The following is a 16,869-nucleotide window of genomic DNA, read 5'->3' as shown; positions in this document are numbered from 1 at the left end:
ATTCGACACGGTGAATAAATCGGAAACTTTGATATTGTCCTAATGCGCCGCCCGGCTTTTCGGGAACCGACCGGCAAGGGGTGACGCGGCGTGCGGAAGCGCGCTATCAGGTCGCCGATGCGCGAGAAGGAATTACGCTTTGCCCTGATCTGCTACGGCGGCATCAGCCTTGCCGTCTACATGCACGGCATCACCAAGGAAGTGTGGCGGCTCGCGGCGGCGTCGCGCACCTTTCACGACGAGGCGGAACCGGCGGCGGTCGATGCCTATGGCGAATTGCTGGTCGCGCTCGCGGCGCGCAGCGGGATCAAGCTGCGCGTCCTTGCCGACATCATCGCGGGCGCCAGCGCGGGGGGGATCAACGGCATTTTCCTCGCGCGGGCAATGGCGACCGGCCAGTCGCTCGACCCGCTCACCGAATTATGGCTCGACGATGCCGATGTCGACCGGCTGATCGACCCGGATGCGCGGCCGTTGTCGGCGGCAACCAAATTCTGGGCGGTGCCGATCGCCGGCTGGGCGATGAAGCGGCGCGGCAATGTCATCGACCGCACGGTGGGCGAGGGCGCGCAGGACGAGGTGCGCGCCAAGCTGTCGCGCTTCGTGCGCGCGCGCTGGTTCGAACCGCCCTTCGGCGGACAGATTTTCTCCGGCCTGCTGCTCGATGCCTTCGATGCGATGGCGTCGGGGCCGCAGGGGCGGCCACTGCTGCCGGCGGGGCAGCCGGTCGACCTATTCGTCTCGGTGACCGACTATGCGGGGCACAGCATGCCGCTCGCGCTCAACAGTCCGCCGCGCGTGACCGAGCAGGAACACCGGCTGATTATGCATTTCCGGCAGGACGGCCGCGCGGGCAAGCGGCTCGACGACGTCCCCGGCCTCGCCGCCGCGGCGCGCGCGACCGCCAGCTTTCCCGGCGCCTTTCCGCCCTTCACGCTGCGCGAACTCGACAGCGTACTCGAAAAGCGCGGTATCGCCTGGCTGGCGCGCGCCGATTTCGTCCGCGTCCAGCTCCCGACCGGAAGCGAGGCCGATCCGTCCGACCGGGTGCTCATCGACGGGTCGGTGCTCGCCAACGCGCCGTTCCGTCCGGCGATCGCGGCGCTCAAGCAGCGGCCGGCGCGGCGCGAGATCGACCGGCGCTTCGTCTATATCGATCCCAAGCCCGATTATCGCTCGATCAGCTTCGGCAAGCCTGGCGAGGCAGGCGAGGGCGAAGCGCGCCGCCCGCCGGGCTTTTTTTCGACCATCCTCGGCGCACTGTCCGAAATTCCGCGCGAACAGCCGATCCGCGACAGCGTCGAGGCGATCGAGAATATGTCGCGGCGCATCCGCCGCATGCAGCGCGTCGTCGATGCGATGAAGGTCGAGGTCGAGGAGCAGGTGGCGGCGCTGTTCGGCACGACCTTCTTCCTCAACACCCCGACCCCGGCGCGGCTCGACCGCTGGCGCGCAAAGGCGCAGGCCGAGGCGGCGGCGCGCGCCGGCTTCGCCTATGCGCCCTATGGCCACCTCAAGCTCTCGGCGGTGGTCGAGGAGCTGGTCGCGCTGATCGACCGGCTGGCACCGCCCGAGGGCGACATCCATCAGCGCAACCGGCGCGACGCCGTGTGGGACGAAATCCGCAGCCGCGGGCTCGACCGCATTTCGGGCAAGCGCGGTTCGGGCGCGAGCACCGACGCGATTGCCTTTTTCCGCACCCACGACCTTGGCTTTCGCATCCGGCGTCTGCGCTTCCTCGCGCGCGAACTCGACGCCGCGGTCGAGGCAAAGCGCGATGCGCCCGATCCGGCGTGCGAGACGATGCGCGGCGCGATCTACACCGCGCTCGGCCTCTATCTCGAACGCGAGGGCGACCAGTGGCTCGAGCGGCTCGACGTGCCCGCCGACGCCAGCGCGGCGCAGTGGATCGACGCGATCGCCGAACGGCGCGATCTGGTCAGCGTCGATGCCGATGCCGATATATTGATCGCCGCCGCGCTCGGCAGCCTGCCCAAGGACGACCGGCGCACGATGCTGCTCGCCTATCTCGGCTATCCTTTTTACGACATTGCCACCCTGCCGCTGTTGCAGGGCGAGGGGTTCGACGAATTCGATCCCATCAAGATCGACCGCATCTCGCCGTCGGACGCGACCGCGATCCGCACCGGCGGCGCGGCGTCGATGCTCAAGGGGATCGAGTTCAACAGCTTCGGCGCCTTCTTCAGCCGCGCCTATCGCGAGAATGACTATCTGTGGGGGCGGCTCCACGGTGCCGACCGGCTGATCGACATCGTCGCGTCGAGCGTCGGCGGCGAGGGTGCGCTGCGCACCGACGAACTGGCGGCGCTCAAACGCCGGGCTTTCTACGCGATCCTCGATGAAGAGGAACCGCGCTTACCCAAGGTCGCGGCGCTGATTGCCGAATTGCGGGGCGAGATTGGGTAACTCACCCGTCATTGCGAGCGAAGCGAAGCAATCTCCAGCTATCGAGGTGGTAGGACGATGGCTGGAGATTGCTTCGTCGCGGCGCTCCTCGCAATGACGAGGTGAGAAGTATGGAAGCCTAATCCGTCAGATCGTCCCACATTTCCTTGAGCCGTCCGAAAAAGCCCTGGCTTGCCGGGCATTCTTCGCCGGTCTCGGTTTCGCGGAACGCCTGCAGCAATTCCTTCTGCTTGGCATTCAGCCGCGTCGGGGTTTCGACGTCGATCTGAACCACCAGGTCCCCGTGGCCGCGACCGTTGAGCACGGGCATCCCGGCGCCGCGCTGACGAAGCTGCTTGCCCGACTGGATGCCCGCGGGAATGCTGATGTCATGCTTGCGCCCGTCGAGGCCGGGGATGGTGATGCAGCCGCCGAGCGCGGCGGTGGTGAAGCTGATCGGCGCGCGCGTGAACAACGTCGTGCCTTCGCGTTCGAACAGCTTGTGCCGCGCCATGTGGAGGAAGATGTAGAGGTCACCAGCCGCTGCGCCGCGCGCGCCGCTTTCGCCTTCGCCCTGCAGGCGGATGCGCGTGCCTTCATCGACGCCGGGCGGGATTTCGACGGTCAGCGTCTTGCGCCGGTCGACACGGCCTTCGCCGTGACAGGTGCCGCACGGGTCGGTGATGACCTCGCCCGATCCCTGGCAGTGCGGGCAGGTGCGCTCGACCATGAAAAAGCCCTGCTGCGCGCGGACCTTGCCGTGGCCGTTGCAGGTGGTGCAGCGGTGCGTCGCGGTGCCGGGCTTCGCGCCCGACCCGTCGCAGACGTCGCAGCGCGCAGCGACATCGACCTGAATCTCGCGGCTGCAGCCGGCAAAAGCGTCTTCGAGCCGGATTTCCATGTCGTAGCGCAGGTCGGCGCCGCGCGCGGGGCCGCGCTGCTGCTGCCGACCGCCGCCGAAAGCCGACCCGAAGATCGATTCGAAAATGTCGCCGATATCGCCGAATTCGGCGCCGCCACCGAAGCCGCCGCCCGGGCCGCCGCCATTCTGGAACGCCGCCTTGCCGAAGCGGTCGTAGGCTGCCCGCTTTTGCGGGTCTTTGAGGCAATCATAGGCTTCGTTGATTGCCTTGAACCGCGCTTCGCTGTCGCCGCACCCCGGATTCTTGTCGGGGTGGTATTTCATGGCGAGCTTGCGGTAGCTGGCTTTCAGCGTCGCGTCGTCGGCGCCGCGCTCGCATTCGAGCAGTTCGTAATAATCGATGTCGAGCGACATGGTCTATCGGCCCCCTCTGCCCCGCCGCGCCGGGAAGCGCGACGGGGAGAGTTTCATGCTTACTTCTTGTCGTCTTCGACTTCGGAGAATTCGGCATCGACGACATCGTCGTCGGCCTTCTTCTCGTCAGCATCGGCGGCGGGCGATGCCGCGGCCTGCTGTTCCTTTTCGTAGATCGCCTGGCCCAGCTTCATCGCGACCTGCGCCAGCGCCTGCGCCTTTTCGGTCATCGCAGCGCTGTCCCCGCCTTCGACGGCCGTCTTGGCTTCGGCGATCGCCGCTTCGATTTCCGACTTCAGCCCGGCGTCGATCTTGTCGCCATGCTCGGCGATCTGGCGCTCGGTCGTGTGGATCAGACTTTCGGCGTTGTTCTTCGCCTCGGCTGCCTCACGGCGCTTCTTGTCCTCTTCGGCGAACTGTTCGGCGTCCTTGACCATCTGGTCGATGTCAGCATCCGAAAGTCCGCCCGAAGCCTGGATCTTGATCTGCTGTTCCTTGCCGGTGCCCTTGTCCTTCGCGCTGACGTTGACGATACCGTTGGCGTCGATGTCGAAGGTCACCTCGATCTGCGGCACGCCGCGCGGCGCCGGCGGGATGCCGACCAGATCGAACTGGCCGAGCATCTTGTTGTCGGCGGCCATTTCGCGCTCGCCTTGGAACACGCGGATCGTCACCGCCGACTGATTGTCGTCGGCGGTCGAATAGACCTGGCTCTTTTTAGTCGGGATCGTCGTGTTGCGGTCGATCATGCGCGTGAACACGCCGCCCAGCGTCTCGATGCCGAGGCTCAGCGGGGTCACGTCGAGCAGCAGCACGTCCTTGACGTCGCCCTGCAGCACGCCCGCCTGGATCGCCGCGCCGATCGCGACGACTTCATCGGGGTTGACGCCGGTGTGCGGTTCCTTGCCGAAGAAATCCTTCACGACTTCGCGCACGCGCGGCATGCGGGTCATGCCGCCGACCAGCACGACTTCGTCGATCTGGCTAGCCGAAACGCCTGCGTCCTTGATCGCCTTCTTGCACGGTTCGAGGGTCCGCTTGATCAGCTCTTCGACCAGCTTTTCCAGATCGGAGCGGGTGATCGTCTTGACGAGGTGCTTCGGCCCGTTGGCGTCGGCGGTGATGAAGGGCAGGTTGACCTCGGTCGTCGCGGCCGATGACAGTTCGATCTTCGCCTTTTCGGCGGCTTCCTTCAGCCGCTGAAGCGCCAGCTTGTCGCCGCGCAGGTCGATGCCTTCGTCCTTCTTGAAGCCGTCGGCCAGATATTCGACGATCTTGCTGTCGAAATCCTCGCCGCCCAGGAAGGTGTCGCCGTTGGTCGACTTCACCTCGAACACGCCGTCGCCCACTTCGAGCACCGAGATGTCGAAGGTGCCGCCGCCAAGGTCATAGACCGCAATGGTCTTGTTCTCGCTCTTGTCGAGACCATAGGCGAGCGCGGCCGCGGTCGGCTCGTTGATGATGCGCAGCACTTCAAGGCCGGCGATCTTGCCGGCGTCCTTGGTCGCCTGGCGCTGCGCGTCGTTGAAGTAAGCCGGAACGGTGATCACCGCCTGCTCGACCTTTTCGCCCAGATAGGCTTCGGCGGTTTCCTTCATCTTCTGAAGGATGAAAGCGCTGATCTGCGACGGCGAATAATCTTCGCCGCCCGCCTTGACCCACGCGTCGCCGTTGGCGCCCTTGACGATGGTGTAGGGGACGAGTTCCATGTCCTTCTTGGTCATGGGGTCGTCAAAGCGGCGGCCGATCAGGCGCTTCACCGCAAAAATGGTGTTTTCGGGATTGGTGACGGCCTGGCGCTTTGCCGGCTGGCCGATCAGGCGCTCGCCATCCTTGGCGAAGGCGACGATCGACGGGGTCGTCCGCGTGCCTTCCACATTTTCGATAACCTTGGGCTTGCCGCCTTCCATCACCGCGACACAGCTGTTCGTGGTGCCGAGGTCGATCCCGATCACTTTGGCCATAGTCTCAACGTCCTTATCATTTTCCGGCGCCCTAAAGAGGCGCGCCGCACATGGGTTCCCTTGCGGGTTTGATGGGCGCGATATAGGTGCGCTAATCCTTGGCACAAGGGTTTTGACCGCTTACTGTGGATCGAAAATCGACGCATTTCGGGAGTCCCGCATCATGAAGCCTTTCGCCATCGCCGCCCTTGCAGCCAGCGCCCTCGCCCTCACCGGCTGCAACGGTAAAATCGGCAGCGACCCGCAGCTCGCGGTGGTCGCCGGCTATATTCAGATGGGCGCGACCCCCGACAGCCCCGCCGCGGGCTACTTCACGATCAAGGGCGGTCCGCAGGATGTCGAACTGGTCGCGGTGACCGCCGACCTCGCGCAGCGCGTCGAAATGCACGAAAGCGTCAAGGAAAATGGCGTGGTGACGATGAAGCCGCTGACCACGGCGACCGTCCCCGCGAAGGGCGAGCTGGAATTCAAGCCCGGCGGCAAGCATCTGATGATCTGGCACATCAACGGCGCCGCGGTGCGCGCCGGCAAGCTGCCGATGCAGTTCGTCTTCACCAATTATAACAATGACCGCATCCTCTTCGACCTGCCGATCAAGCCGGCGCCGGGCGCGAGCGCCGACGGCAGCGGCGACGCGCCGACGGGTGCGATGGCCGGGATGGAGTATGGCTCGATGGACCATGGCGCGGCCAACACGGACGCGGCGAAGAAGTAAGCACTCGTGGCAAGGCCGTCGCGGCCCCTGACGGCGGGCGAAATTGCGCTGGCCCGGTCGGTCTTCGGCGATGCGATCGCCTATGACCGGGTGCGCATATGCCATCGCAAATGGATATTCTTCCAGCCGCGCCGCGTCGTGATGGCGCCGATGGGGTCGCTGCATTTCCACCCGCACGGCGATTTATACTGCGACGATTTCGCCGCCGCGTCGCGGTCGCTGAAGGGCCTGTTCGTCCACGAAATGACGCATGTGTGGCAGGCGCAGACGCGCGGGCGCTGGTATCTGGTGCTGATGCGCCATCCCTTCGCGAGCTATGGTTACAGCGTCAAGCCGGGCTGGCCGCTTGCACGCTACGGGCTCGAACAGCAGGCAGAGATCGTGCGCCATTACTGGCTGCTTACCCAAGGCGCGACGATCGCCGGCGCGCCGGGGGTAGAGGCCTATCGCGCGATCCTGCCCTTCGCGGACGGCGGGGCGGCGGCATAGGTGCCGCGCCGCGCGGCGTCAGGCAGCGATCAGCCGGAACTGTTCGCGAAAATCGGCGTCGCTGTCGATACGGCCGCGCATCGGGGTGACGACATCGCTGCCGTCACCCTCGCCCTCTTCGAACAGCGCACACGCAACGTCGCGGCCGCGCGCGACGCTGTAGCGCTGCGCGATCTGCCCCGTGGGACGGAAGCCCAGCTTGCGAAGCACCGCGCCCGAGGCCGGGTTGTCGAGGAAATGCCCCGCGGTCAGCTTCGGCAATTGCATCGCGCGCGCGATCCGGACGAGCTGGCGACCCGCTTCGGTCGCAAAGCCAAGGCCCCAATAGGGGCGGGCGATCCAATAGCCCATTTCGAGCGGACCTTCGGGGCTCGGCGCGATGCCGCAGCCGCCGACGAGGCGCGGGGCGCCGCCGGTGCGCGCGAAAATCAGGAAGCTCGGCTGCGCCGGATCGACCGGACGGCCGAGGAAGTCCTGCGCCTCGTCCATGCCATAGGGCCAGGGCGCCCGCGCCAGGTTGCGCACCACCGCTTCCTCGCCGATTGCACGGGCGAGTGCGGGGGCATCTTCGAGCCAGCCGGGCCGCAGCAACAGTCTTTCGGTACGCGCAAACATTTTCGTCACTCCCATTTGCCTGTCGCCGTGGCGCCAGATGGTGACGCTTTGACGACAGTCGATATGCGAGGGAGATGGATGGCCCTGTTTTCGCGCCGGAAATTCAAAGGGACCGGGTTGGTCCGGATCCCGGGCAAGAAAAAAGGGAGACCGGGGGCGACCCGTCTCCCTCTTTTCGAACTTTGTTCCCGCCTGGGCGGAAAGGACCGTTCCGGGTCGTCCCTTGGTGGACGACCCTGGAAGATCGTCCTTATTCGGCGGCTTCCGCCATGGCGTCGACCGACACATATTTGCGGCCAAGCTTGCCATCGTGGAATCGGACGCGGCCGTCCGCGGTCGCGAACAGCGTGTGGTCCTTGCCGATGCCGACGTTGACGCCCGGGTACACCTTGGTGCCGCGCTGGCGCACGATGATGTTGCCGCCGATCACTTCCTGACCGCCGAACTTCTTCACGCCAAGGCGCTTGGCCTGCGAGTCGCGACCGTTGCGCGACGAACCGCCTGCTTTCTTATGTGCCATGACCTAAACTCCTTGTTTCGTTCTTCAGCCGAGCCGCGTGATCGCGCTCAGGCGTCCTTCTTGGGGGCCGCCTTCTTGGCAGCGGGCTTCTTTTCGGCGGCAGCTTCGGCCTTGGGCGCAGCGGCCTTCTTCGGCGCAGCAGCCTTCTTTTCGGGCGCGGGCGCAGCGGCGGCTTCTTCGGCCTTCGGCGCCGCTTCCTTCTTGGGAGCGGCCTTCTTGGCTTCGCCGATCGCGGTGATGCGCAGCAGCGTCAGCGACTGACGATGGCCGTTGCGGCGGCGATAATTGTGCCGGCGGCGCTTCTTGAAGACGATGACCTTTTCGCCGCGGGTCTGGGCGATGATCTCGGCCGAAACGGTCAGACCCTTCGCATCCTTCACATCGCCGCCGTCACCGGCCAGCAGAACGTCACCCAGCGACACGGTGTCACCGGCCGCGCCTTCGATCTTCTCGACGGCGATCTTGTCTCCAGCGGCGACGCGATACTGCTTGCCGCCCGTGCGCACGATTGCGAACATGGTCTTCCATCCAATCAGAAACTAAAACACCCGCGCTCCCGGTCAGCCGCCGAAGCGACCGATTTTTCCGGCATGCGGGAAAGTCAGCGCCACTAGCGGCGAACGGCGATGCTGTCAACCGCATATTTCCGCGCTTTTCATCGCGAAAGGGGCGGTTCGGGGCGCGCGGCGCCGCTCCTCCGATTCGGCTTGCTGCGATGCGTCTGCGCCCATATCAGGGGCGGCGATGAAGCCAATCCTTGCAATCCTGCCGCTGATGGCCGCAATCCCGCTGTCGGCCTGCGCCGCTGCACAGGGCGGCGACTATCCTTCGCTGGCGAAACGTCCGGTCGAGGGACGTTTCGACGTCGCGCCGCCGTCTGTCGTTGTGCCGCCGCCGGGGCCGCTGCCGACCGATCTGGCCGGGCGGCTGGCGCGGTGGGAATCGGACGCGGCGGGCGCGCAGCAGGCCTTCGCGCGCGAACGGGCGCCGACCGAGGCGGCCGTCACCGCAGCGGGCGGCGCGGCGATTTCCAGCGAAAGCTGGGTCGTGGCGCAACAGGCGATCTCGCGCCTTCAGGCGGCGCGCGCGCCGTTGACCGACGCGCTAGCGGACATCGACCGCCTCTATCTTGAACGCAGCATCGCCGAATCGGTCGACGGCCTGCCCGAAATCTATGCGCTGCGCGACAAGCTCGCGGCGATGCTGGCGGCGCAGGACGATGTCCTGGCCGCGCTCGAGCGGCGGCTGCCTGGGCAATAGCTCAGTTGTTGAGCCCGTGCTTTTTCAGCGCGTGGCGGATCTGGTCATAGCTCAGACCCAGCGCTTCGGCGGCGACCTTCTGGTTGAACCGGCAGCGCGCCATCGTGTCCGACAGGATTTGCCGTTCATAGGCATCGACCGCCGCGCGCAGATCGCTGACGGCGCCGCCGGTGGGCGGGGCCGGGGTTGCCATTGCGCTATCGTCACCGGGCGCGGAGGGGGCAGGGGGCGCCGCGTCGGCTTTCGCCTGCGTGTTGCGCACTGCGGGCTGCCACGGGCTGGCGAAGGGGTCGAAGCTCAGCGCGTCGACCGGACGCGTCGGGTCGGCCCAGCGATAGATGGCGCGCTCGATGACGTTGCGGAGTTCGCGGACATTGCCCGGCCAGTCGTGGCCCTCCATCGCCGCGAGCGCGCGCGGGCCGAAGCCCGGCCATTCGTCCCAGCCGAGCACCGCGGCCATGCGCTGTCCGAAATAGGTGGCGAGCACCTCGATATCGCCTTCGCGCGCGCGCAACGGGGGCAGGGTGATGACCTCGAACGACAGCCGGTCGAGCAGGTCGGCGCGAAAGCGGTTTTCATCGACCAGCGCGGGCAGATGCTCGTTGGTCGCGGCGACGATGCGGACGTCGACGCGGATCGGCCGCGACGAACCGACGCGCGTCACCTCGCCATATTCGACCGCGCGGAGCAGCCGCTCCTGCGCGCCCATCGACATTGTCGCGAGCTCGTCGAGGAACAAGGTGCCGCCGTCGGCCTCCTCGAAGCGCCCCGCGCGCGTCTTCGTCGCGCCGGTAAAGGCCCCCGCCTCATGCCCGAACAATTCGCTTTCGATCAGCGTCTCGGGCATCGCGGCGCAATTCATGATCACATAGGGCCGGTCCCAGCGCGCCGACAGGCGGTGCAGGCGTTCGGCGATCAGTTCCTTGCCGGTGCCGCGCTCGCCGATCACCAGCACCGGACGGTCAAGCGTCGCCGCCTGGCTCGCGCGTTCGACCGCATCCTGAAAGGCGACCGACTGGCCGATGAACTGCGTTTCGCGCTCCATTCCCAATCATTGGCAAAATTTCCCGCTGATTGGCAAGGCATTTTGTTCGGACGGGGTGATTCCGTGTGAATTTGGGCGCCTTTCCGCCGCTTTCGGCAATTGGCACGCCTCATGCATCGATATTTGCGAACCGGCGCAGAAAGCTCCGGTGCAGCGAAAAACAGGAAGGAACGATCATGAAGACGCTGTTTGCCCAGACTGCCACTTTCGCGCTCAGCGCGGTCGGTGCGCTGGCCATCCTTGTCGGGGTGATCGACCATCCGCAGGTCGTTTACGACGTCGCTGCTGCAACCCCGGCGGTCAGCCTCGTGGCCTGACCGAAAACTGGTGCCGGGGCACTCTCCCCCCTTGCCCCGCCCCGGCACCAGCCATTTTCGACGAATTTCGACAGGAGCATAGACCATGGGTATTTTTTCACGAACCCGCGACATCATCGCCGCCAACGTCACCGATCTGCTTGACCGGGCCGAAGATCCCGAAAAGATGATCCGCCAGATCATCTTCGAGATGAACGAAACCCTCGTCGAAGTCCGCGCCTCGGCCGCCCGCACCATCGCCGACCAGAAGGAAATGCGTCGCCACATCGCGAAGCTGGAAAGCCTTCAGGACAGCTGGAAGGAAAAGGCCGAACTGGCGCTGTCGAAAGATCGCGAAGACCTGGCCACCGCCGCGCTGGTCGAAAAGCAGAAGGCCGGCGACATGGCCGAAAAGCTGAAGGCCGAAATCGCCGTGCTCGACGATGCGCTCAAGGGCTATGAAGCCGACATCACCAAGTTGCAGAAGAAGCTCAGCGAAGCGCGCGCGCGTCAGTCGAGCGTCGTCAATCGCCTCGAAAGCGCCGAAAACCGCTATCGCCTGCGCGAAATGACCAATGGCGACCGCGTCCAGGACGCCTTCTCGCGCTTCGAAACGCTCGAACGCCGCGTCGACGAAGCCGAAGGCCGTGCCGACGCGCTGGGCCTCGGCTACAAGAAGTCGCTCGACGAAGAAATCGCCGAGCTGCAGGCGGCCGACAAGGTTGCCGACGAACTCGCCGCGCTGAAAGCCGCGCAGGGCAAGAACTAAGGAGCCGGACCGATGGAAGAAGTGATCATTGTCCCGATCGTCATCGGCACGCTCTTCCTCGGTCTGCCCTGGCTGATCCTCCACTACATAACCAAGTGGAAGCAGGCCAAGACATTGACCGGAGAGGATGAACAGCTGCTCGACGAAATGTATGACACGGCGCGCCGTCTCGAAGCCCGCCTGCATACCGTCGAACGGATCATCAGCGCCGACCATCCCGATTTCCGCCCCGCGGTTCGCAGCGATGAAGATCTGGCGCAGCTTGAAAACATCAGCAGGAGGAACTGAGATGTCCGCTAGCCGCACGAAATTCTATCTCGACAAACAGAACGCCAAATGGAGCGGCGTCTGTGCGGGCATCGCCGACTATAGCGGGATCGACGCCCTGTGGGTCCGCGTCGGCGCGGTGCTGCTGACGCTAATGGGGGGCTTCCCCTGGACGCTGATCGCCTATTGGCTCGTTGCCTGGATGGCGCAGCCGAAGCCCTTCGCGCTCTATGGCTCGCAGGAAGAGGCGAAATTCTGGCAGGGCGTGCGCTCGAACCCCAGCGCCTCCACCCGCGACATCCGCTCGCGCTTCCGCGACATCGATCGCCGGCTTGCCGACATCGAACTTTACTACACGAGCCACAACCGCCGCCTCGCCGACGAGATCGACGCACTGCGCTGATCCCGGCGACGCCCGGAACCATGGCAACAGGGAGTTGAAACATGAATTTCGGTGGTCCCGCTTTCGTCCTCGCCATCATCGGTATCTCGATGGCCGGCTGGATGTTCACCACCTGGATCCGCGCCAAACACGGCTATCCGGTTGAAAATGAATGGGGCGGCACGGTTCATCGAACCGACGCCGACGCTGATCGAAAAATCGCACTGCTCGAAAGCGACAATGCCAAGCTCGCCGGCAAGATCGTCCGGCTGGAGGAACGCATCTCGGTTCTCGAACGCATTGCGACCGACACCAACGGACAGGCGGCGCAGCTCGCCAGTCAGATAGACAGCCTGCGCTGAGGGGAATAACCATGGACTTCATCATCCTGAAGGAAGCAATCGCGCCGGTCGCGGCGATCATCGGCCTCGCGGCAATCGGCGGCTGGATTTTCACCACCTGGCTGCGCATCAAGCACGGCTATCCCCTCGAAAACAGCTGGGGCAAGGCGATCTATCCCAAGACCAGCGACGAGGCGATGGAACGCGTCAAGCTGATCAGCCAGGAAAATGCCCAGCTTCGCGCCGAACTCGGATCGGTCAAGGATCGCCTGGCGGTGGTCGAACGCATCGTCACCGACGAAGGCCACCGGCTGGAGCGCGAGATCGAGGCGCTGCGGCGTCCGGCGAACTGAGGAAGGAGCAGCCGTCATGAGCGATACCATCTGGATCCTGATCCCGCTTGCCCCCTTTCTCCTCGGCGGCTTCGCCATCTGGTCCAAGCACCAGCAGAAGATGATCGAGAAGCAGTCCGAACTCACCGCCGAAAAGGCCGCGCAATATGCGGCGCAGACCGAGCGGCTGGAAGCGCGCGTCCGCGTCCTCGAACGCATCGTTACCGACAAGGGAATCGACGTCGCCGACGAGATCGAGAAGCTGCGCGAAGCCCCGCTGAACTGACAAGACAAGACAAGACCGAAAGGATCGCTCCCCATGAACCCCTTTGAAATGGTCATCGGCATCGTGCTGATCGTGACGATCGGCAGCATTGTCCGGGCGAAATATGGCGTCCACCGCGACCGCCGCGGCAACGAGTATTTCGTCGGCAACGCGAATCAGGATGCCGAGACCAAGGCGCTGCAAGCCGAAATCCGTCAATTGAAAGAGCGCATCCAGGTGCTCGAACGGATCGCCACCGACAATAATCGCGCCGTCAGCCTCGACGAGGAAATCGAGAAGCTGCGCGATCGTTCGCACCCCTGATGTGACGAAGAAGGAGCCCTGTCATGGCCGCCATCACTTCTGACCTCGCAACCAATCTTGTCACCGCCGCAGTGGCGCTGTCCGCTCTCGGCATCGTCAGCCTCGCCGCGCTGCGCGGCTGGCGCGACTGGATCCAGCTCAAGCGCGAAGAACTCGCCATCTGCCACAGCGTCGGCCAGGACCCTGCGGTGCCGAACGCCGGATCGCGGATCGAGATCGCCGACCTCAAGGAACGGCTGCGCAAGCTCGAAGCCATTGCGGCGGGGGTCGATCTTTGATCAGCCTGCCTCCGTCATTGCGAGCGTAGCGAAGCGACCCAGGGCGGCCCACGCTTCCTCCGGATGGCTTCGCCACGCTCGCAATGACGCCGTGAGAGAGGCTTTCCTTCCAACGCGCTTTCTGCCACGGCCGCGACCATGCGCAGCCTCGACGACATTTTCGAAGAATATGACTTCCTCGACGGCGACGATCGTTATCGCCTGCTGATCGATCTCGGTCGCGAACTGGAGCCGATGCCCGATCCGCTCAAGACCGACGCGACGCTGGTCCGCGGCTGCTCGGCGAGCGTCTGGGTCTACCCGCTGCCGCATGACGGCGACCGGTTGCACTTCCTTGCCGACAGCAATGCCGCGATCACCAAGGGGATCGTCGCGCTCGTACTCGCCGCGGTGCAGGACAAGCCCGCGGCAGAGGTCGCCGCGATGGACATCGCCGCCGCGCTCGCCCCGTTCGACCTGACCCGCCAGCTGTCGTCGAACCGCACGCAGGGCGTCCCCAACATGATTGCCTTGGTCCAGGACACGGCGCGGCGCATCGCCGGCGCCTGAGCATCCCGATTCAACTATCCATCGCCAACGAGGTCGGCACGTCCTACTGACAAGCACGAAAAAGGGCGCGGGAGTTTCCTCCCGCGCCCTGATTTTCGCATACTGCTGGGGGCTTAGAAGCCGACGGTCAGCGTGCCGCTGATCGTGCGCGGTGCGCCGATCTGGGCGAACGGCGGCGACGACGTGCCCTGAGCGAGCGAGGTCGTGTAGCTGCCGACGTAGAGCTTGTCGAACAGGTTGTAGACGTTGAGCTGGAAGAAGGTCTTGTCGTTCAGACCCAGGAATTCCAGGCTCAGGCGCGCATCGAGGTTGACCAGCCAATACGCATTGGTCTTGGCCGGATAGACTTCAACACTGGTTCCATTGACCGTCGCCGTGACCGGCAGGTTGGTGTCGTAGATGTAACGGCCACCGGTGCGCTTCGCCGTGACGCCCAGTTCGACCGGGCCGAGGGTGCCGCGCGCCGAGCCACCGAAGGTGTAGGCGGGCGCTCCCGATTCGCGCTTGCCGGCGGTCGGTGCGAAAACCGGATCGCCATTGCCATCCACGCCCGACTGGACGTCGTCCTTGATGTCCGACTTTAGGTACGAACCGAACACATAGAGCGCGAGGTTCGATACCGGCTGATAGGCGATGCTGCCATCGATGCCATATTTGTCGACGCGGCCGAGGTTGCGGTACACGTTGCGTTCGGTGACGGGGTCATAAGCCGAAGCCAGACGATCGCTGTACTTCGTGAACCAGCCCGAAAGCTGCGCCTGAACCTGACCGGTGCGATAGCGAACGCCAAGGTCGAAGTTATCCGACTTTTCAGGCATCGGACGCGCCGATGCGGTGTTCGGTGCAAAGAAGAACGCGTTGTAAAGCGAGTCCGTGCCCGGAACCTGCAGACCCTTCGAATAGTTCGCAAAGATCGACATGCGGTTGCTCGGCTTGAACAGCAGGCCGACGTTCGGAAGAATGTCGTCATACTTGAGCACGCGGCGCTGCGGACCCTGAACTGCCGGGTTCGCGGCCGCGTAGATCGCGTTCGACGCGGCATTCTGACCGAAGCAATCGAGGAAGCCGGAGTCGCTGGTCGTGAAGCAGTAGTTATTCAGGTCGCGCTTGAAGAAAGGCGCACGAATGCCGAGCGTGGTGACGAGCGAGCCGTCCATCCATTCGCCGCGATATTCGCCCGAGATCTGGTTCAGCGTCGCGTAGGACAGGCGATCGCGCTTCTGCATGACGGTGCCGGTCGAATCGATCAGCGGATTGTTGACCGGGAAGACGTCAAGCGGTTCGCCATTCTGCTGGAGCCCCAGGACCTGACCCGTCTGACGGTGACGCGCGCGGTCGAAGGTGTAGCCGATACGAACGGTCTGACCGTCCGAAATATCCCAACGCAGGTTGGCGATCACGCCATAGCGGTGCGTCTGGGTCTGGCTCGGTGCAAGCAGCGTGACCTGATCGAGCAGATCGCCGTCGCCGTTGAGGTCAACGCCGAAATAATAGCGGCCGCCGACGAAGCCGGGGATGTTTGTGCCACCGACGTTGCGGAGGTCTTCGCGGCCGGTAACCGTGCCGCCGCCGTTCGCCTTCACATACTGGTAGCTCGGATCGACGGTCAGGGTGAGGCCGTCCGACAGGGTGAACTTCGATGCGCCGCGAATGTTTCCGGTGTTCGACGGGTTGTAGCGACGATCGAATTCGGTGCCGCAGCCGTTGGTGGAGTCAGGAGCGCCGGCCTGCGGCGTGTCGATCGTGCACGGATAGTTGATGTTATATTCGCGCTCGTCGGAGGACTGCGGGAAGCCCGAGGGAACGGCGCGATCGTTACGCAGGCTAACCGAACCGAAGAAGTTGTTGCGGTTCTCGTTATAGTGACCGGCCACCGAGATGAAGTCGCCGTTGCTGCCGATCGGCTGCCAGATGCGGCCGTTGAACTGCTTCTTGCGAACGCGGCCATAGTTGTTGAACGGATTGTCGTTCGATGCGCTCGAAGCCGAGATGAAGGCGCGGGTGCCGAACGGCGTGAATTCGCCGGTGTTGATCAGGCCGAAAACGCGGAAGAAGCTGTATTCGCCCGCCGAACCCGAGACCTTGACACCGAATTCTTCGGTCGGGGTCATCGTGCGGTAGTTGACGGTCGAGCCGGTTGCCGCGGCGGTCGGGCTGTCGACGTCGGTCGAACCGAGGTTGACGTTGACCTGTTCGATCAGTTCGGGATCGAGCTGCTGGTTCGAATAGATGGCATAGTTGCCCGAGTCGTTCAGCGGAACGCCGTCGAAGGTCAGGCTGATGCGGTCGGCCGAAAAGCCGCGGATGGTCAGCTGACCGCCTGACGAACCATAAGCGTCATTGTTGGTGAAGACGACGCCCGGGACCAGGTTGATGGTGTCGAGAATGGTCTGACCGGGGTTCTGACGCGCGATCACTTCCTGACCCAGAACCGACTTCGCCTTCGACGTATCGGGCGACTGGATGCCGGCGACGTCCTGCGCCGAGGTGCCGGTGACGACGATTTCGTTGTCGAAATCGACCGAGCCCGTCGACTGGGCAAAGGCCGGCGTGGAAAGCAGCGCAAGCGGAAGCAGCGCGGCGCCAGCGGCGAGCGTGTTGCGGAAATTCATGACAGGTTGTCCCCTTGATTGTGGCATTCGGCAGGCGCGCGGCTTGGGGCGCGCTTGACCTGCGAGCGCCCCTGAAGCCCGCATGTGGCACGATTGTGACAGCAAATGTGACAGTGCAAGCCGCGCCGGCGCCCAGGCGCGGGAAAAGGTCAAAAAAGCGCGAA

21 protein-coding genes are annotated in these 16,869 nt (G+C 64.6%); 14 read left to right on the top strand and 7 right to left on the bottom strand.

Annotated elements, in window-relative coordinates; all coding sequences use genetic code 11:
• Positions 1-117: 117 nt before the first annotated feature.
• A complete protein-coding gene (locus ACT17R_RS04510; RefSeq protein WP_444809389.1) occupies positions 118-2,427 on the top strand; it encodes a patatin-like protein in 2,310 nt (769 codons plus the stop codon).
• Between the two features lie 118 nt (positions 2,428-2,545).
• On the opposite strand, the gene dnaJ is transcribed toward ACT17R_RS04510, so the two are convergent.
• Together dnaJ and dnaK are read right to left on the bottom strand one after the other, a co-directional pair.
• Positions 2,546-3,682, bottom strand: a complete 1,137-nt coding sequence (dnaJ, locus tag ACT17R_RS04505; protein WP_062900707.1) for a molecular chaperone DnaJ — start codon at positions 3,680-3,682, stop codon at positions 2,546-2,548.
• A 59-nt stretch (positions 3,683-3,741) separates the two neighbouring features.
• The gene (gene dnaK / locus ACT17R_RS04500) at positions 3,742-5,646 is read right to left on the bottom strand and encodes a molecular chaperone DnaK (RefSeq protein WP_062900706.1); all 1,905 of its coding nucleotides are present in this window, start codon (positions 5,644-5,646) and stop codon (positions 3,742-3,744) included.
• Positions 5,647-5,809: 163 nt separating this feature from the next.
• On the opposite strand from dnaK, the gene ACT17R_RS04495 reads away from it, so the two are divergent.
• Complete coding sequence (locus tag ACT17R_RS04495; RefSeq protein WP_186402572.1) at positions 5,810-6,361, top strand: copper chaperone PCu(A)C; 552 nt, start codon at positions 5,810-5,812, stop codon at positions 6,359-6,361.
• A gap of 6 nt (positions 6,362-6,367) precedes the next feature.
• The gene (locus ACT17R_RS04490; protein WP_062900704.1) at positions 6,368-6,850 is read left to right on the top strand and encodes a hypothetical protein; all 483 of its coding nucleotides are present in this window, start codon (positions 6,368-6,370) and stop codon (positions 6,848-6,850) included.
• An 18-nt stretch (positions 6,851-6,868) separates the two neighbouring features.
• Here ACT17R_RS04490 and ACT17R_RS04485 read toward each other — a convergent pair whose 3' ends face one another.
• The 3 genes from ACT17R_RS04485 to rplU form a co-directional block, all read right to left on the bottom strand.
• Positions 6,869-7,465 (bottom strand): GNAT family N-acetyltransferase, encoded by a 597-nt coding sequence (locus ACT17R_RS04485; protein WP_003040668.1) that lies wholly within the window; start codon positions 7,463-7,465, stop codon positions 6,869-6,871.
• A gap of 250 nt (positions 7,466-7,715) precedes the next feature.
• Positions 7,716-7,985, bottom strand: a complete 270-nt coding sequence (gene rpmA / locus ACT17R_RS04480) for a 50S ribosomal protein L27 (protein WP_003040665.1) — start codon at positions 7,983-7,985, stop codon at positions 7,716-7,718.
• A gap of 47 nt (positions 7,986-8,032) precedes the next feature.
• Positions 8,033-8,503 (bottom strand): 50S ribosomal protein L21, encoded by a 471-nt coding sequence (rplU, locus tag ACT17R_RS04475; RefSeq protein ID WP_062900703.1) that lies wholly within the window; start codon positions 8,501-8,503, stop codon positions 8,033-8,035.
• Between the two features lie 226 nt (positions 8,504-8,729).
• On the opposite strand from rplU, the gene ACT17R_RS04470 reads away from it, so the two are divergent.
• A complete protein-coding gene (locus tag ACT17R_RS04470) occupies positions 8,730-9,245 on the top strand; it encodes a hypothetical protein (RefSeq protein WP_186402575.1) in 516 nt (171 codons plus the stop codon).
• Between the two features lies 1 nt (position 9,246).
• On the opposite strand, the gene pspF is transcribed toward ACT17R_RS04470, so the two are convergent.
• On the bottom strand, positions 9,247-10,290 hold the full coding sequence (gene pspF, locus ACT17R_RS04465; RefSeq protein ID WP_186402576.1) for a phage shock protein operon transcriptional activator: 1,044 nt from the start codon (positions 10,288-10,290) through the stop codon (positions 9,247-9,249).
• Between the two features lie 176 nt (positions 10,291-10,466).
• On the opposite strand from pspF, the gene ACT17R_RS04460 reads away from it, so the two are divergent.
• The 10 genes from ACT17R_RS04460 (at position 10,467) to ACT17R_RS04415 (ending at position 14,093) form a co-directional block, all read left to right on the top strand.
• On the top strand, positions 10,467-10,607 hold the full coding sequence (locus tag ACT17R_RS04460) for a hypothetical protein (RefSeq protein WP_156000919.1): 141 nt from the start codon (positions 10,467-10,469) through the stop codon (positions 10,605-10,607).
• Between the two features lie 85 nt (positions 10,608-10,692).
• Positions 10,693-11,355, top strand: coding sequence for a phage shock protein PspA (pspA, locus tag ACT17R_RS04455; protein ID WP_003040658.1), 663 nt, complete (start codon positions 10,693-10,695; stop codon positions 11,353-11,355).
• Between the two features lie 12 nt (positions 11,356-11,367).
• Positions 11,368-11,643, top strand: a complete 276-nt coding sequence (gene pspB / locus ACT17R_RS04450) for an envelope stress response membrane protein PspB (protein WP_003040657.1) — start codon at positions 11,368-11,370, stop codon at positions 11,641-11,643.
• Between the two features lies 1 nt (position 11,644).
• Entirely contained in the window at positions 11,645-12,025 is a 381-nt protein-coding gene (pspC, locus tag ACT17R_RS04445; RefSeq protein ID WP_003040655.1) for an envelope stress response membrane protein PspC, read from the top strand.
• A 41-nt stretch (positions 12,026-12,066) separates the two neighbouring features.
• Positions 12,067-12,366 (top strand): hypothetical protein, encoded by a 300-nt coding sequence (locus ACT17R_RS04440; protein ID WP_003040654.1) that lies wholly within the window; start codon positions 12,067-12,069, stop codon positions 12,364-12,366.
• A gap of 11 nt (positions 12,367-12,377) precedes the next feature.
• Complete coding sequence (locus tag ACT17R_RS04435; RefSeq protein ID WP_003040652.1) at positions 12,378-12,698, top strand: hypothetical protein; 321 nt, start codon at positions 12,378-12,380, stop codon at positions 12,696-12,698.
• Positions 12,699-12,714: 16 nt separating this feature from the next.
• On the top strand, positions 12,715-12,963 hold the full coding sequence (locus ACT17R_RS04430; RefSeq protein ID WP_003040649.1) for a hypothetical protein: 249 nt from the start codon (positions 12,715-12,717) through the stop codon (positions 12,961-12,963).
• Positions 12,964-12,996: 33 nt separating this feature from the next.
• Positions 12,997-13,266: a hypothetical protein gene (locus ACT17R_RS04425; protein WP_003040647.1), complete on the top strand. Its 270-nt coding sequence runs from the start codon at positions 12,997-12,999 to the stop codon at positions 13,264-13,266.
• Positions 13,267-13,289: 23 nt separating this feature from the next.
• Entirely contained in the window at positions 13,290-13,544 is a 255-nt protein-coding gene (locus ACT17R_RS04420; RefSeq protein ID WP_003040645.1) for a hypothetical protein, read from the top strand.
• A gap of 138 nt (positions 13,545-13,682) precedes the next feature.
• Complete coding sequence (locus tag ACT17R_RS04415; protein ID WP_062900699.1) at positions 13,683-14,093, top strand: SufE family protein; 411 nt, start codon at positions 13,683-13,685, stop codon at positions 14,091-14,093.
• A gap of 113 nt (positions 14,094-14,206) precedes the next feature.
• Here ACT17R_RS04415 and ACT17R_RS04410 read toward each other — a convergent pair whose 3' ends face one another.
• Positions 14,207-16,705, bottom strand: coding sequence for a TonB-dependent receptor (locus ACT17R_RS04410; RefSeq protein WP_062900698.1), 2,499 nt, complete (start codon positions 16,703-16,705; stop codon positions 14,207-14,209).
• Positions 16,706-16,869 lie beyond the last annotated feature (164 nt).

The organism is Sphingopyxis sp. Q841 (assembly GCF_052384365.1).
GTDB classification, from domain to species: domain Bacteria; phylum Pseudomonadota; class Alphaproteobacteria; order Sphingomonadales; family Sphingomonadaceae; genus Sphingopyxis; species Sphingopyxis terrae_A.
Note: the sequence above shows the minus strand (reverse complement) of the source record. Positions and strands in the feature narration are given on the sequence as shown.

Coding starts and splice junctions, on each gene's coding strand:
- ACT17R_RS04510 (WP_444809389.1), top strand. CDS start 118: ATGCGCGAGAAGGAATTACGCTTTGCCCTGATCTGCTACGGCGGCATC.
- dnaJ (WP_062900707.1), bottom strand. CDS start 3,682: ATGTCGCTCGACATCGATTATTACGAACTGCTCGAATGCGAGCGCGGC.
- dnaK (WP_062900706.1), bottom strand. CDS start 5,646: ATGGCCAAAGTGATCGGGATCGACCTCGGCACCACGAACAGCTGTGTC.
- ACT17R_RS04495 (WP_186402572.1), top strand. CDS start 5,810: ATGAAGCCTTTCGCCATCGCCGCCCTTGCAGCCAGCGCCCTCGCCCTC.
- ACT17R_RS04485 (WP_003040668.1), bottom strand. CDS start 7,465: ATGTTTGCGCGTACCGAAAGACTGTTGCTGCGGCCCGGCTGGCTCGAA.
- rpmA (WP_003040665.1), bottom strand. CDS start 7,985: ATGGCACATAAGAAAGCAGGCGGTTCGTCGCGCAACGGTCGCGACTCG.
- rplU (WP_062900703.1), bottom strand. CDS start 8,503: ATGTTCGCAATCGTGCGCACGGGCGGCAAGCAGTATCGCGTCGCCGCT.
- ACT17R_RS04470 (WP_186402575.1), top strand. CDS start 8,730: ATGAAGCCAATCCTTGCAATCCTGCCGCTGATGGCCGCAATCCCGCTG.
- pspF (WP_186402576.1), bottom strand. CDS start 10,290: ATGGAGCGCGAAACGCAGTTCATCGGCCAGTCGGTCGCCTTTCAGGAT.
- ACT17R_RS04460 (WP_156000919.1), top strand. CDS start 10,467: ATGAAGACGCTGTTTGCCCAGACTGCCACTTTCGCGCTCAGCGCGGTC.
- pspA (WP_003040658.1), top strand. CDS start 10,693: ATGGGTATTTTTTCACGAACCCGCGACATCATCGCCGCCAACGTCACC.
- pspB (WP_003040657.1), top strand. CDS start 11,368: ATGGAAGAAGTGATCATTGTCCCGATCGTCATCGGCACGCTCTTCCTC.
- pspC (WP_003040655.1), top strand. CDS start 11,645: ATGTCCGCTAGCCGCACGAAATTCTATCTCGACAAACAGAACGCCAAA.
- ACT17R_RS04440 (WP_003040654.1), top strand. CDS start 12,067: ATGAATTTCGGTGGTCCCGCTTTCGTCCTCGCCATCATCGGTATCTCG.
- ACT17R_RS04435 (WP_003040652.1), top strand. CDS start 12,378: ATGGACTTCATCATCCTGAAGGAAGCAATCGCGCCGGTCGCGGCGATC.
- ACT17R_RS04430 (WP_003040649.1), top strand. CDS start 12,715: ATGAGCGATACCATCTGGATCCTGATCCCGCTTGCCCCCTTTCTCCTC.
- ACT17R_RS04425 (WP_003040647.1), top strand. CDS start 12,997: ATGAACCCCTTTGAAATGGTCATCGGCATCGTGCTGATCGTGACGATC.
- ACT17R_RS04420 (WP_003040645.1), top strand. CDS start 13,290: ATGGCCGCCATCACTTCTGACCTCGCAACCAATCTTGTCACCGCCGCA.
- ACT17R_RS04415 (WP_062900699.1), top strand. CDS start 13,683: ATGCGCAGCCTCGACGACATTTTCGAAGAATATGACTTCCTCGACGGC.
- ACT17R_RS04410 (WP_062900698.1), bottom strand. CDS start 16,705: ATGAATTTCCGCAACACGCTCGCCGCTGGCGCCGCGCTGCTTCCGCTT.